This window comes from Pseudoalteromonas sp. OFAV1, assembly GCF_021532595.1.
GTDB lineage: Bacteria > Pseudomonadota > Gammaproteobacteria > Enterobacterales > Alteromonadaceae > Pseudoalteromonas > Pseudoalteromonas lipolytica_C.
The window spans coordinates 1-15,013 of sequence record NZ_JAKGBG010000027.1 but is presented as its reverse complement, the minus strand read 5'-3'; the positions used below and the strand labels follow the sequence as shown (position 1 = coordinate 15,013).

General features: G+C 41.0%; 14 protein-coding genes and 1 pseudogene. 6 read left to right on the top strand and 9 right to left on the bottom strand.

Annotated elements, in window-relative coordinates; translation table 11 throughout:
* Positions 1-71: 71 nt before the first annotated feature.
* Complete coding sequence (locus tag L1267_RS14740; protein ID WP_235383276.1) at positions 72-773, bottom strand: DUF3581 domain-containing protein; 702 nt, start codon at positions 771-773, stop codon at positions 72-74.
* Positions 774-1,285: 512 nt separating this feature from the next.
* Between L1267_RS14740 and L1267_RS14735 the strand changes: the two genes are divergently transcribed.
* The 3 genes from L1267_RS14735 to L1267_RS14725 are packed head-to-tail and all read left to right on the top strand — an operon-like array spanning position 1,286 to position 3,563.
* Positions 1,286-1,687, top strand: a complete 402-nt coding sequence (locus tag L1267_RS14735; RefSeq protein WP_235383275.1) for a DUF3019 domain-containing protein — start codon at positions 1,286-1,288, stop codon at positions 1,685-1,687.
* Positions 1,687-2,373 (top strand): response regulator transcription factor, encoded by a 687-nt coding sequence (locus tag L1267_RS14730; protein ID WP_135925958.1) that lies wholly within the window; start codon positions 1,687-1,689, stop codon positions 2,371-2,373. Before L1267_RS14735 ends, L1267_RS14730 begins: the two co-directional genes overlap by 1 nt.
* Positions 2,373-3,563, top strand: coding sequence for an ATP-binding protein (locus L1267_RS14725; RefSeq protein ID WP_235383274.1), 1,191 nt, complete (start codon positions 2,373-2,375; stop codon positions 3,561-3,563). Before L1267_RS14730 ends, L1267_RS14725 begins: the two co-directional genes overlap by 1 nt.
* Here the strand turns inward: L1267_RS14725 and L1267_RS14720 are convergent.
* The 5 genes from L1267_RS14720 to proB form a co-directional block, all read right to left on the bottom strand.
* Positions 3,547-4,389, bottom strand: a complete 843-nt coding sequence (locus L1267_RS14720; protein ID WP_199526280.1) for a MipA/OmpV family protein — start codon at positions 4,387-4,389, stop codon at positions 3,547-3,549. The genes L1267_RS14725 and L1267_RS14720 overlap by 17 nt on opposite strands.
* Before the next feature lie 403 nt (positions 4,390-4,792).
* On the bottom strand, positions 4,793-6,277 hold the full coding sequence (gene gltX / locus L1267_RS14715) for a glutamate--tRNA ligase (protein WP_135925961.1): 1,485 nt from the start codon (positions 6,275-6,277) through the stop codon (positions 4,793-4,795).
* 81 nt (positions 6,278-6,358) lie between these two features.
* Positions 6,359-6,718, bottom strand: a complete 360-nt coding sequence (locus L1267_RS14710) for a glutathione S-transferase N-terminal domain-containing protein (RefSeq protein ID WP_135925962.1) — start codon at positions 6,716-6,718, stop codon at positions 6,359-6,361.
* A 66-nt stretch (positions 6,719-6,784) separates the two neighbouring features.
* Positions 6,785-7,756, bottom strand: a complete 972-nt coding sequence (locus L1267_RS14705; protein ID WP_135925963.1) for a GGDEF domain-containing protein — start codon at positions 7,754-7,756, stop codon at positions 6,785-6,787.
* A 64-nt stretch (positions 7,757-7,820) separates the two neighbouring features.
* Positions 7,821-8,924, bottom strand: a complete 1,104-nt coding sequence (proB, locus tag L1267_RS14700; protein WP_235383273.1) for a glutamate 5-kinase — start codon at positions 8,922-8,924, stop codon at positions 7,821-7,823.
* A 122-nt stretch (positions 8,925-9,046) separates the two neighbouring features.
* Between proB and L1267_RS14695 the strand changes: the two genes are divergently transcribed.
* Positions 9,047-9,994: a DMT family transporter gene (locus L1267_RS14695; protein ID WP_235383272.1), complete on the top strand. Its 948-nt coding sequence runs from the start codon at positions 9,047-9,049 to the stop codon at positions 9,992-9,994.
* On the opposite strand, the gene L1267_RS14690 is transcribed toward L1267_RS14695, so the two are convergent.
* The 3 genes from L1267_RS14690 to pdsO are packed head-to-tail and all read right to left on the bottom strand — an operon-like array spanning position 9,901 to position 13,240.
* Positions 9,901-10,488: a class GN sortase gene (locus L1267_RS14690; protein WP_235383271.1), complete on the bottom strand. Its 588-nt coding sequence runs from the start codon at positions 10,486-10,488 to the stop codon at positions 9,901-9,903. The genes L1267_RS14695 and L1267_RS14690 overlap by 94 nt on opposite strands.
* Positions 10,476-12,476, bottom strand: a complete 2,001-nt coding sequence (locus L1267_RS14685) for a marine proteobacterial sortase target protein (RefSeq protein WP_235383270.1) — start codon at positions 12,474-12,476, stop codon at positions 10,476-10,478. The genes L1267_RS14690 and L1267_RS14685 overlap by 13 nt, the downstream gene beginning before the upstream one ends.
* Positions 12,477-12,502: 26 nt before the next feature.
* Positions 12,503-13,240 carry a sortase-associated OmpA-like protein PdsO gene (gene pdsO / locus L1267_RS14680; protein WP_063703305.1) on the bottom strand — a complete coding sequence of 246 codons (738 nt, stop codon included), beginning with the start codon at positions 13,238-13,240 and terminating at the stop codon, positions 12,503-12,505.
* 219 nt (positions 13,241-13,459) lie between these two features.
* On the opposite strand from pdsO, the gene pdsR reads away from it, so the two are divergent.
* Both pdsR and L1267_RS14670 read left to right on the top strand, forming a co-directional pair.
* Positions 13,460-14,149 (top strand): proteobacterial dedicated sortase system response regulator, encoded by a 690-nt coding sequence (gene pdsR / locus L1267_RS14675; protein WP_063527939.1) that lies wholly within the window; start codon positions 13,460-13,462, stop codon positions 14,147-14,149.
* Positions 14,149-15,013 (top strand): annotated as a pseudogene (locus L1267_RS14670) (proteobacterial dedicated sortase system histidine kinase); the annotation flags it as partial. The gene pdsR and the pseudogene L1267_RS14670, both read left to right, overlap by 1 nt.

The window sequence follows — 15,013 nt, the reverse complement described above, 5'->3', positions numbered from 1 at the left end:
AAGCGCTATTGTACGCTTAACACAATAAACAAAAAAGGCGCAATTAGCGCCTTTTCTATCAACCGAAAAAATCACACTGGTTTTAATGATTCTTTGCGCTGATTGTAAAAACTAATTAAATCATCAACGGTTGCTTGGCAATAGTCACGAATGCCAGAAACAAGCATGTGCTTTTCACCTGAACCTACTTTCTCGCCATTTTCTAACAAGTTGAAGCGAAGCGTAATTTTGCCGCGCTTACCTGTAAATTCAAAATCAGGCTCAGCAAACTGCAGTTCAGGTGAGCGGATATCTAGGCGGTCAAGGTTGATTAGCATTGACTCGTAAATCACCATTGGGCGCGCGGGGTTAATCATCACGTCTTGCTTACCCATTAGTGGAATGATCACATGCGGGAAAGTGGTGCCTGAAAACTCAACATAATTTTTAATTAAGCTATTTGTTAACTCAGGGCACTGGCTAACAGCCCCTTCTCGTTTCACTTTTAGCATGACTTTTTCGCCATCAGTAATGGCAAACTCATCAGCACCTTCAGGGAAAGTGAGCTTTGAATTTTCATCAACCATACCAGCAAATGTGAATTCCATTTTTTCACTTATGCCATAACGGTTTAAAACCAGCGAAAAAAGTAAATCGCCCGGTACACAAAACTTTTTAGCGTCTTTATCGTGTAATGGATTGAAATCATCAGCCACTAACTTGGCGAAACGACAGCCTTGCTCACGCGAGATTGAAACATAATCAGCATGTTGCTGATAATAAGGACTTAACATATTTGTTCACTGCTTAAACTACTTATAACCTGCCTATACTACCAGAAAAAAAATAAAGAGAGGTCGAATCTGTTAAAATTAAGCAAAGTTACTGAAAATAATAAAGCAAATATTAGCACTGCAACATTGTATCAATTTGTAGCAAGTGATTAACAAATCCATGCGAATAATAAGACTTACCCTTACAAGCCTGTAGTGAAAAACTATTAACTTAAACTAGATAAACATTCACTTCTCTTGATAAAACAACACACTAATGAATCAAAATAAATGACTCAATCTGACAAGCTGAATACATCTAAAGCAGTTGATCCCGCTATTTGTAGCTCAAAGAATAAATAAGGTATGATAATTGTGTTTTTTATCGTGTAATCACCATTTAGGTTGTATAAATAATAATTATAATAAGCGGCAAAGATAAGTACTCAAATGAGTGCTAGTTGGTTACATCAACGTTCGACGGTTAATGTTACTTTGAAAAAAAGACTATTAAAAATCAGAGATGTGCGTAAATGATCAAACGATTATATTTGGCATTGCTGCTTTTGTGTTTCTTTTTTTCGTCGCTGTGTTTGAGTGAAGAGTTTTCTAATCAGCCTTTTTTTAAAGTATCTCCCACCGTTTGTGTCACTGAAGCAAAACAAAAAGCATGTGAATTCAAAATACAAGTTCATTTTCGCATCGCCCCTTTTGATGAGTTATGTTTAGAAGTAACTCAACGCCCTCAGTACACCCAGTGCTACACACAAAATGACCTAATTGTTGAACAGCTTAATATTAAAACAAAGCACCCACTGACTATTAAATTAGTAAACCCATTGAGCAATCAGATTGTAAAAAAACAACTACTTTCAATAGCAAATTACGAAGCTAAAGATTACCGCATAAAACGGCGTTTTGGCTGGAGTTTATAATGCAGCATATTTTTTTAATTGAAGATGATGTGAAACTAGCAAGTTTAATTCAAAAGTTTTTACTAAAACATGGCTACACCATAGATGTGTTTAATACTGCTGAGGCCTATCGCAACAGCGACATCACCTTCATGCCTTCACTCATCATATGTGATGTTATGCTACCGGATGGCAATGGCTTTGAGTTAATTTCTCAGTTGAAAGAAAAGTACAGTTGCCCTGTCATTTTTCTAACGGCACTGGATTCTGTGCAATCACAAATTAAAGGCTTAGATCTCGGAGCCTACGACTATCTTGTCAAGCCTATTAAACCTGAGCTATTGCTGGCAAAAATAAAAACAATCATAGCTCATACCATCGGCCAAGATAGCTTTTCAAATGAGTATGACCTACTTCGGATTGACTCAAAGAAAAGAGATATCTTTTTTAAAGGTAAAGCACTCAACCTAAACGATAGTGAATTCGAGATCATTGCTTATTTGGCTAAAAACAGTCCGCAACCTGTTTCCCGTGAAGTTTTATTTAAACATGTCATTGGTCGTGAATACGACGGGTTAGACCGTGCTATTGACCTTAAAATCAGCCGCTTAAGAAAGAAACTAAAAGAAACGATTAGCGAGCATAAAGAGTCGCTTGATATAAAATCAGTTAGAGGTAAAGGTTACAGCTTGGATATCTCGCATTAATGAAGCAGCAGTTTTTTAAATTATATTTAATCATCACAGTGAGTCTAATCGCTTTAGTTCTCGCGTTTGGGCAGCTGTATAATGAATTTTTTTCTGAGCATGAGCCGAGTATACAACTCAGCGTCCATGAGCTTACACAAATCGCCGAACATAAAGATTCACGGATCAGCACCTTAAACCAAAATGAGCTAGTGTTACCAAGTTCTTTACAAACTACTTTCGAAAACGATGGCATTATTAGTGTGGTCGAAAATAATCAACAGTTTGTGTATCTCAAAGGCAGCAATGGAACTATTCAAAAAGTAGGCCCGATCACTTTGATTTCGCAGACCAAAACAGACTGGTTTGCGTTCTTTGCTTTTTACCTATTACTCGGTGCTATGATCCTAGTGTTTATTCGCCCCGTGTTTCGTGATTTAAGCTCGTTACAGCGCGCAGCGTACCAATTCAGTAAAAAACCGCAGCGGATCGAGCTTGATATTAAGCCTAACTCGTCGATTGCACCGCTTGCTAGTACCTTTACTCACATGTCTGAACGCATTAACAAATTCGTTCAGCTTCATAATGATTTATCACGTATTATTTCTCATGAAATTCGCACTCCCCTTACACGTATGCGGTTTGCTTTATCCATTGCTGACGTAGAACCAGAGCAAAGTAGCCAAATAGAACGCGATATCGATGAGATTGAACTGCGTTTGGAGCAGTATTTATCGTTTGCTCGCTTAGAGCATCAACAAAGTGTGTTTAATCAAGATAAAGTTGATTTAACTAAGCTAATCAATTGTGAAATTGCTAAGTTCGATTTGTATAAAGAGCTCAAATTTATTGCAAAGTTAAAAATAGATACTGCATATTGTGAAGCGAGCTTTATGGCTATTGCAGTGCAAAATTTACTGATCAACGCCACAAAATACGCAAAACACACTATCCAAATAAGTAGTGAAGAACAAGCAGCCCATTACTCTATAAGCATTACAGATGATGGCCCCGGTTTACCAATAAATGCCGATGCCTTAATAGAGCCTTTTAAACAAGGTGAAGGTGATAAGCTGGCCAGTGGTTATGGATTAGGACTTTATATAGTCCATCGTATCGCTAGCTGGCATGGCGGTAAAATTAGCTTAGCTAATAGCTCAGAAACTGGCGGGGCGAGGATCACTATTCGCTGGCCTAAAAGTGGTAAGTAATCCCAGTAAAACCTGAAAAATAGCCATTTTTATGGATCATCGTTGAATTAGCTAAGTTACTATCAAGCCAAGTGTGCTTTAATTTGAAATCTAAACTTAGACTATCGTTAATTGGGTATTCGTAGCTAATTTTTACGTAATAATTGATGGCACTTTGTAAGTCATAATCAAATACACGGGTTTTACTTTCTGTAGGTGCAACTGTGTAGTAGTAATCAATGAGCTCTTCATTTTTGTAAGTAAGGCCCATTTCAACACCTGCGACTCCTGAAAGCAGCTCAAATGCTTGATAACCATTAAACAAAATTTCGTAGCCATTATGCACAGCAGTTACATCATGCACATATGCTGCGCTAAGCCAGATGTTATCATATACATTCAATGCAGATGATAAGCCCGCCATGTATGATAGATCACGTTTAATTGGCGTTAAATTTATAGGTGAAGCGGTAGGTATTGTAGGTCGGCCACTGTTTGATCTTATCACACCCACAGCATAGAGCTTATCTATGCCATCTAATTCAAAGAAAAAGCCATCATCGTTAAATCGGCCAAGTAAATCAACGTAAAAACTCTCTGTTTCGATTAAGCTGTAACCTATAGAAAAATCGTCGAAATACCAATTATCACCATAGTAAGCAAAGCTAGGTAAAATTGGTGAAGTAATATCATCAGCATCAAGAACAGGGTTTTCGATTCCCCCATAGCCCAGCGTAATGCTGGCATGAATTGTCGACTTTTTAATTAATTGCGGCTGTTTATCATCAGCCTGCGCAAACGCAGTTGATGCAGTTAAACAACATACTAAGCCAAACAATTTATTCATTAACTTGATTCACCTCGATACCATAATTAAAAAACAGTTATGGCAACTATATAACTCTAAAAATAGCCTACTCTTAACGCTTACAGGTGCGATCATATCGTTTGCCTACATTTTTGTATAATTATTTTCCAGTCTACACTGTTAAAAATAGCTTATGATCCCCTATCAATTAAATCTAACATATTGAATGAAATATAAAATAGTATGTACATTTTGCTACATTGGTTTTCAGTTTTTAGTTATTGATTTTGGTTATTTCAGTAGCCAAATATGAGAGCTAACTTCCAAACCTGTTTTGTAAAAGGTATTACATTTAACTCAGCTTGCTTAAAAACCATCTAACCTGTCAATCAAACATAAAAAAACCGAGCATAAAGCTCGGTTTTTGAAAGTTATATTACGATTAAGCTTGCGGATAATCGCGATAGGCACGTTCGATGTTTTTCGCTTGCTTTTTAGACACACCAATATGTGCTAATGCTACACGTAAACGAGCACGTGAAAGGTCTGAACCTAAAATTTCCATTGCATCAAGTACTGATGTTGAAGATGTCTTACCTGTAATAGCCACGAAAATTGGCTCAAGGAAGTCTTTAATCTTCAACTCATGGAAAGTCGCAACTTCTTTTGCGATAGCAAAAATCGCTGGTTTTTCCCAACTGCGTAAACCTTCTAATTGCCAGATGAAGAACTGTAATGCTTGACGGATTACATCTTCATCAGCTTTACCCGCTGTTAATAGCGCAGGATCATAGCTTGGAATGCCACCCACGAAGTGACCGGCAAGGTCAACCATGTCAGAAAGCGTATTAATTCGCGTTTTTGCTTCTGGCAATACTTTGGCGAATAGCTCAGTATTAAATTTCCAATCAACAAAACGTTGCATTAATTCTGCATCAGATAAGTTTTCACGGATCCACATACCGTTTAACCAGCTAAGCTTATCGATGTCGAAAATAGGGCCGCCAAGCGACACACGCTTCATATCGAAGTGCTCAATCATCTCATCTAAAGTGAACTTTTCACGCTCATCTGGCATTGACCAACCCATACGGCCTAAATAGTTTAATAGTGCCTCTGGTAGGTAACCCATTTCTTTATAGTAGTTGATTGAAGTTGGGTTTTTACGCTTCGATAATTTTGACTTATCTGGGTTACGAAGAAGCGGTAAGTGACCAAGTACTGGCGCTTCCCAACCGAAATCTTCATATAACTTTAATAGCTTAGGCGCTGAATTGATCCACTCTTCACCACGGAAAATGTGGCTAATTTGCATGTGATGATCATCAACAACGTTGGCAAGGAAGTAAGTTGGGAAACCGTCAGCTTTAAGTAGCACTTGCATGTCTACATTTTCCCATGGGATCTCAATGTCGCCACGTAGGTAGTCGTTAAACTTAAACGTGCCTTCGCTTGGGATCTTCATACGAATTACGTAAGGCTTACCCGCTTCAAGGTTTGCTTTAATTTCATCTTCAGAAAGGTTTAAACCACGACCATCGTATTTAGGGCGCAGACCTTCGGCCATTTGCTCTTCACGCATTTGATCTAGTTCTTCGCTCGTAGCAAAACAATAAAACGCTTTACCTTGTTCAACGAGTTGATGCGCGAATTTCTTATATAAATCGCTACGCTCAGACTGACGGTATGGACCAAACTCACCGCCAACATCGGGACCGTGATCCCAGTTTAAGCCTAACCATTTCAAGCTATCCATAATAGCTTGCTCTGATTCTGGCGTACTACGAACTTGGTCTGTATCTTCAATACGTAACACAAACTCACCGCCTTGCTGCTTAGCAAAACAGTAGTTAAATAATGCGATGTATGCTGTACCTAGGTGCGGATCACCTGTCGGTGACGGAGCAACACGGGTGCGAATTGTCATGGTTATATCTCTCAAAAGACAATTAAAAAATTTGCCCAAATGCTAGCACAGCACGGGCTATAATCGAAGTGTAAAGCCGCTTTATGCAGCGACTTTATCTAAATAAGCAATGATATCGTTTGATTCATACAGCCAAGTTACTTGGCCGTTTTCTTCAATACGTAAACAAGGCACTTTGATTTTTCCGCCCTGCTCTAAAAGCTCTTGGCGAAATTGCTCGTTACTTTTGGCATCACGAGTTTCAACTGAAAGACCTTGACGCTTAATTGCACGACGAACTTTCACACAAAATGGGCAGGCCTTAAATTGATATAACTTAAATTGTGATGTCACTGAATCAAGCGCCGCTTGCTCAGCAGCCGGACGCTTTTTACTACGTGGCGTGAATACAAAATCAAAAAACAAAATGATGCGGCCTAACAACCAACGAACAAACTTCATCTCACCTTCTCATAGGGTTCTAAAAATAGTGGCCAATTTTAACACAGCAAGAGACGCTGCAACAGGCTAAAACAGCTCTATTGAGTCATCACTGCATTGAGAATCTGGGATATCTAATTCAGAATAGGCTGTAACACAATTTCTGCCTTTGTTTTTTGAGTGATACAAGGCTTGATCGGCTTTTTGCACAAGACTGGCAACCATTTCAAACTCATAAATCGGCATAAAACCGCTACTCACGGTTAAGTTACCCACTTGCGGGAACGGGTATTCGGCAACACATCCGCGAAAACGATTGAGTGCATTACGTGCATCTAACTCGTCGCTTGCTTGAAATAGCACTGCAAACTCTTCACCACCGTAACGAAACACGTAATCTTCAATACGAAAGTTATTTTTTAACAGTTGAGCGACTAACAAAATCACTTCGTCACCGATAACATGACCATAGTTGTCATTCACTTTTTTAAAGTGGTCAATGTCAACAATAGCAAGATACCATTGGCGATGATGGGGATCTAATTCGCTTTGTCCTTTTACAGTAGTTGATGCGATATCGATGACTTTTTTATCAAAAGTTTGCCTGTTGAGTAACTCAGTGAGGGGATCCAATTGTGATTTATAAAGCAGCGCTAGTTGGTTGGCATAAATGTTGAGCATATAAATTGCCAACATACTACATCTCTCTGACAACTCTTTTTCTGACTCAACAACAAGCACGCCAACCACATTACCCATGTAATAAACAGGTATGTAAGTCGAAATAAAGCCATAGTTTCGACTTATACGAATTTTGTTACGGCTAACCTTATCAATAAGTTCATTAACTTCAGACTCAGTAAGCTCTTCTATCAACGAGTCTTTATTTAGTAGACGGGCTGGGAAACCGGGTTTGAAGACTTTGTTAATATAGATTGCATAGCGCGAAAACTCTTCCAATTCGCTCACAGATTTTATAAGCGCCTCGTCAAGTCCAGCCTCTTCTTCTTGTTGCGTAATTTCTACAACCCAGTCATGTCCGCAAGCGTTAGACGCCATCTATAAAGTCCCCAAAACTATATATAACTTTAGTTTAGTTAACTTTATCAGAAATACTAAAAAACTATAACAAAATCATATCATCTCTGTGAATAACTTCACTGCTCGGCGCAAACGCAAGCAACTGGGTGATTTGCGATGAATGGCAACCTTTAATTTGATCAATTTCTTGATGATTAAAATTAACGAGACCTTTAGCAATACACTGGCCTTGACTCGTCACTACTTCAATCACATCACCACGTTCAAATTGCCCTCGCACTGTTTTTACGCCTTTAGCCAAAAGGCTTGCACCACGTTCTTTAAGCGCGGCGCTTGCGCCATCATCAATCACTAATTGTCCGCTACTTTTAGGCCCAGCAAGAAGCCACTTTTTACGGCCATCTTTTGGTGCGGTGAGTTTTAAAAATCGTGTACCTGGGAGCTTATCGGCCATGCAATTTAAAATCACATTTTTGCCAGCGCCTTTGGCAATAATGACTTCAACACCGGCGCGACGTGCAATATCGGCCGCTTGCAGTTTGGTCGCCATACCTCCGGTACCTAGGGTTGTGCCACTGCCACCAGCGAGTTCTCTGAGTTCATCATTAATATGCGTCACTTCATTGATGAGTTTGGCATTCACATCAGAGCGCGGATCACCGGTAAATAAACCTTCTTGGTCAGTTAGCAGTAACAGCTTTTCTGCATTTGCTAAAATTGCGACTAAAGCAGATAAGTTATCGTTATCGCCGACTTTAATTTCGGCGGTGGCCACGGCGTCGTTCTCGTTAATAATTGGTACCACATTATGAGCGAGTAGCGCATTTAAGGTATCGCGGGCATTTAAGTAACGTTCACGGTCTTCCACATCGGCGCGGGTCAAGAGCATTTGCCCAACATTCACTCCATACAAAGCAAACAAGCTCTGCCAAATATGAATAAGCTGCCCTTGGCCGATAGCGGCAAGCATTTGTTTTTCAATCAAAGAACGACCACAGGGGGTAATGAGTTGCTCGCGACCTGCAGCAACCGCGCCGCTTGATACTAAAACAACCTGATAACCCTGTTTTTTTAATTCACAACATTGGCGAACAAGTTCAACCATGTGTGCTTTATCTAATTTGTCGGTACCGCCTGTCAGCACGCTTGTGCCCAGCTTTACAACAACGACGTGTGGCCTTTGCATTTGATTCTTATATTCTGTAATTAAAATAGAGAATTTATATATACCAGCTAACAGTTTTTGAACAAGTTAAAAAAATTCATGCTAGGATCGCGCTCTCGTTTTTTTACTCAATAGCGACACCTATGCCAGCCAGTTTATGCTTAATTATTGCGACCTTTTTATGGGGTAGCTCATACATTGCTTTAAAGCATGCAATCAATGTTTATGATCCCGTATTAGTCATTTTTTTAAGAATGCTAACCACATTATTGATTAGCTTATGTTTATGGCGCTATGTGATCCGCTTTGAGTTCAAACAAGGTGACTGGAAGTATTTAATTGGTATGTCACTGGCTGAGCCTTGTTTTTATTATTTATTTGAAGGGCATGCTCTTGAATATACTTCGGCATCGCAAGCTGGAGTAATTGTCTCTTGTTTACCAATTATCGTCGCTATTTTGGCGTTCTTAATATTAAAAGAGTACATCAGTAAAGCCATCGTCGTTGGTTTTACCTTGTGTATTGGTGGCAGTATTTTATTAACGCTATTATCACCAAGCACAGAGCAAGCCCCTAACCCACTGCTTGGTAACTTTTTAGAGTTGATGGCGATGGTGTGCGCCGCCTTTTATACCGTCAGTGTAAAGCACTTAGTGACCCGCTATTCACCACTTACTTTAATTGCAATTCAAGGGTTTAGTGGTAGTTTGTTCTTTGCGCCTTTTTTATTTTTCATCGAACTACCCAGCGAAAATCAACACGATTTAAGTGCCCTATTGAGCATTTTATATTTAGGCTCATGTGTCACTTTAGGCGGCTATGGCATGTACAACTACGCCATCAGTAAGGTGTCGGTATTAACCGCTGCTGCTTACTCAAACCTCATTCCAATTTTTGCGTTAATTTTGTCAGCCATTCTACTTGGCGAAGTACTCACACTTTGGCAATGGGTGAGTATCGCAGTGGTATTCGCCGGTGTTATTGTTAGTCAACGTCATCAAGAGCTGAAAGTTGACGTAGACGACGATAATTTATCAGCCGACACCAATAGCCTAAACTCAGTCCCGGAAGCTAACGAGTCAAAAGGGTAACAGGTTAATAAATACAGGCCTGATTGTGCTAAAAAGCCCTGTTCGCTTTGATGAATAACATCAATGCTGCGAACTTGATAATGTTCAATCTGGCCATTTTGCAACTGCATAGAGAACTGCTCACCCACTGCAACATGTTTTAGAAATGCAAAGTGGGTGTCGTTATGACCAGCTATTAACACCCCTTTTGAGCTGCCAAGTTCACCGCTTGGCAAAAAATGCCCCGGGGCAAACGCGAGGTTTCGCCCCGACGCACCGGCAAGTACAGTCAATTCTTGCTGCTGGCTTGGCCAATTTATGTGTGCAGTGACATAACCATCGGCGTAAAACCAAGGCCTCACTTGCTCATTAGGACTTTGCAAAGCTTGCTGCCAAGCAGACTCAATCAATGCCTGTGCAAGCCAAGCTTTCGCCTGCATATAACCGCCATTAACAAATAGTGCGATACCAAGTAAGGCGCTGCATAATGGCAGCGCTTTTTTTAGCGTCGCCATTGCCATAACCACGAGAAAGAAAGCAACAACAACCCAAGTAGCATAAACACCCGGCTTTGTCCGTCGGTTTGCGGTAGCGTCATGCCGTTAGGAAGTTTATTTCGTACTTGCATTGAACGCTCTGCAATTTCATTATCCGCATAGTTATCAACTGCAATAAAGGCCGTAAAAGGGCTAAGTAAATGATGCTGAAGTGCTAATGTCTCGACTTCTGCGCGTACCGCCTGTTTTTCGTTATAAAGCAGCAGCGATTTAATTTTTTGTCTGGCCCAGAGTCTAGCGATACCTTCGCCTTGTGCAGCATTGGCGGTTGCTAAATTAATGGTGAGTGGCCCTGTGTTTGTTTGCCCTTTTAACGTTAAGTGCTGACTGCCATCAAGCTTTACGGCAACCAAAACCGGCTCTGAAAAATACAAGTCAGGTAATGGCGATGGCCAATACTCAAGGGCTGCTTTGTCGCCTTCAAGAGCAAGCTCAGTAACTGCTGGATGCGCCAGCTTATCAAAAAGTAGCTGCATTTTGGGCTGGACTTGGTTGGTACTACTAATAAAAGTGAATGTACCACGGCCAATATCGGCAGCTCTGGTCATAAAAAAGCTATTAGGCGCGCTACCAATACCGACGGTAAAGAGCCTGCTGTCACCTAAATCTGTTTGAATTTGTTTAAATAGCTGCGTTTCGTTACCCACACTGCCATCGGTTAAAAACACCACTTGGCGTACAAAACCATCATGCTGTTTACCATCAAGTACCTGAGTCAGTGCTTTTGCGATTTCGGTGCCGCCATCTGCTTGTAAACCATAAATAAAGCGCTCTGCACGACGAATGTTAAAGTCACTGGCAATCATTGGTGTATCACTTAATACCGACACTTCGTTATCAAAGCCGATGATGTTAAAACTGTCATTTTCATCCAATAACGAAAGGGCATAAAACAAGGCTTGTTTGGCCTGCTCCATAGATTGACCATGCATTGAGCCGGAGGTATCTACAACAAACACCATTTCACGAGGAAGACGAGCTTGCGAGGTAAAGTGATCGCTTGGCGGTACTAACATCAGTAAACCATATTCTTGCCCTGCTACTGTTTCGGTAAAAAATGCAGCCTGAGAGTGAGCTTTATCAAGGGGTTTAAATGTCAGCTCAAAGTCTCTATCCATAGGAACATCACGATTAAGTGATAATTGATAGCGACCAAAACTTGGATTATCGATTTGCATGCCCGCTAAATTAGCGCTGATATCACTGAGTTCAAGGCCAATATCCATCGCAATTGCAAGGTTTAGGCTCGCATCAGACTCTTGGCTTTGTGTACGATGAAAAACAGGCTTTAGCCACGCTGATGCCACTTGAGCTGTGTTAGCTGTTGCGTCGTTCTGTTGTTCAGTGCCTTTTGTTTCTAGATTCGCTTTTTGCTGTAGTTCTGCCGTTAAAGGTTCGTAGCGCGGCGTAATAGTGGTTGGAAAACGCAGTGAAAACACACCATCTCGAAAACCGATTATCTCTTGGTATTGCAAGGTAATTTCAATCTCTTCCCCTGCTCCAAGGTTTGCCACATCAGTAGAGAAAATATTCGCACGTTGCTGACGAACTAAAGCGGCGCGTTTACCCTGTTTTTGAGCTTGCTCAAATTGCTGTTCAGCCTGCTGTTTAAGGGCAATGTTACCGGTGATAATGCGCTCACCTATTTGCATTTGCATGGCATGAACAGCACTTTCATCAGGTAACGGAAACACATAACGGGCATTTACTGCAAACGGGTGCGGGTTTTGATAACGTTGTTTAACAACAACATGATTAATAAGCCCAGTGAGCGTCATAGTGACATCGTTTTTCACTAATAAACCCGAAGACACTTGGCTATTTGAATCATCATAAAATCGCAGTTCGGCACTGGCATTGGCTGCAAATGCAGGGTTAACTGCATAACCTAATAAGAGGATAAAAAGGCTCCCAAAAAGGAGCCTTTTGGTACGGTTACTCAACATAATATGTCACTCCATCGACAGATGAATTAGTGGTTACTTTGCGCTGTGCGTAAGCTGCTTTGTGACACAGGGCGTGTCGTTAAGGTTACGCGGCGATCAAACACGTTGTCTTCGTAGTTATTTGAATCGGCAACACTTTGCTGCTCACCAAAGGCAGTTGCGGTTAAGCGGGTATGAGGTACGCCTTGTTTAATTAAGTAGCTTTGCACTGCATTTACACGTTGTTTTGAAAGCATTAAATTAGCCAACTCATCACCACGCTGATCTGCAAAGCCATTTAAGTCGATAGCCAGATTTGGCTGGGCAATCAGTAACTGCGCGACCTTGTCGAGTTGATTAGCAAAGTGTGGGGCTATTTCGCTAGAGCCGGTTTTAAACTGTACCGTCATCGCCAATAAGGTGTTCAATTGGGCTTGTAGTAACTGCTCTTTTTCGTCAGCTAATAGTTCAAGCTGCTCACTTAGGGCTGCGTTATCAGCAATCACTTGTTGGTAATCAGCGGTTTGCTCTTTCATTACAACTAATGCGTGGGCTTGTTCATCAATAGTGTTGTCTGCCGCTTCTTTTTCGCCAATTAAGCCACCAGCAAACGCGCCAATAAATGCACCCACTGGGCCGCCGACTATGCCGCCAACAAGGGCACCTGCACCTAAGCCAATAGCTGTTTCTTTTGGTGTTTCTTGTTTAGTTTGACTCGCAGCGTCTGCAAAAGGGGCTACAGATACAGCAGATGTGATAACAGCGGCAATAATTAATTTTTTCATGGTTTAATCCTTTTTCTACTTAATTGCTTGGCAACATTGGTTGGTGTTGCGAACTTGGTATGGAGCTATTAAAACAAGTCGAAATGGCAATAAAGGGGATCAAAAAAGGCAAACTGCTGAGCAATTGTGGCAGAAAAATGGCAATCGCGTTTTTGCCAGTACGCAAGGCAAAAAATTAGGTATAGTTCGCTATAGAAAGAATTTAAGTAAGTATTAACAATGAAGAAAATAGCAATCGTTGAAGATGAAACAGCAATCCGCGAAAACTACACAGAAATGCTCAGTGCTCAGGGCTATCAGGTTGTAGGCTTTGCTGACAGAGCCAGTGCTGAACTGGCATTTAGTCAATCTTTACCAGATTTAGCCATTGTTGATATTGGCCTTGGCCATGAAGTGGATGGTGGTTTTTTACTTTGCCAAACATTACGCAGTCTTTCTAAAACCTTACCGATTATATTTTTAACCGCCCGCGATAGCGAAATTGATACCGTATGCGGTCTGCGCATGGGAGCCGACGATTACTTAACCAAAGACATCAGTATGGCGCATCTTGCTGCTCGCATTGGTGCCTTGTTTAGACGCCTTGATGCCTTCGATCAACCCGCCGATCAAACCGCTCTTTTGCATCGCGGCCCATTAAAGTTAGATACCCAGCGCATGCAGGTGTTTTGGCAAGAGCAACTGGTTGATTTAACCGTGACAGAGTTTTGGATGGTGCATTCACTTGCGCAGCGTCCAGGCCATGTTAAAAGCCGCAACGAATTAATGAGTGATGCGAAAATTTATGTTGATGACAGCACCATTACCTCGCATGTAAAACGCATTCGTAAAAAGTTTATTGCTTTAGATGATGCATTTGACTGCATTGATACCGTTTACGGTATGGGTTATCGCTGGGAGCAAGCTTAATGCTGCGTTTGGGGCTTAGAACAAAGTTTATTTTCTTATCCTGCTTTTTATTTTTATTGCCTTGGCTTGGCTATGAGTATGTTTGGGAAATGGAAAAGTTCTTAAGACAAGGGCAAGAAAAAACCTTAGTGGGCACCACTCGTGCACTCGCTACCGCATTACATGAACGCCCTGCTTTGTTTGACTCGCAAACCAACTTTTTAGATCAAGTTGTAAAAGGTCGAGATTTATACGCCTATAACCTAAATAACCCGATTCAACTTGATGGTAAATTGTCGGAGTGGCAGCCTTATCAAAGCTTATTTTGGCATTACGACAAGCGCTACTTACAGGGGTTAAGTAATGATCATCAACCAAGTGATCTAAGTTTTGATCACATGGTAGGCAAATACGAAAACTACCTTTATGCGGCATTTAAAGTCACTGATAGCTCACTGGTGTATCGTGCTAAAAATGTGCTCAGCTTTACCCGTAATGATCACTTACAGATCATGTTAAAAACACCTGAAGGTGAGTTTAAAAGTTATGTGGTGGCCGCCCGTCAAGATGGCTGGGTCAATGCTTTTGATGCCAAAACACAAGAGCCGGTCACGAAAATCCAAGGCTACTTTAAAAGCACCGACACGGGTTACAACATAGAGCTGCGTTTTCCGCTTTCTATGTTAGGTAATAAGCTCGGTTTTGCTATTGAAGACTGGGATGAAGACAAGGTTGAGCCTCAGCTTATGTCGACTTCAAACCTGCAAAATCCCAATGATATCGGCTCTGTTTTGGTGCCTTCGCCAGAAATTAACCGTATTTTGAAAGGCATGGGCCACAGTGGTAGTCGAATTTGGGTCGTCGATAACCATCATCGTGTACTTG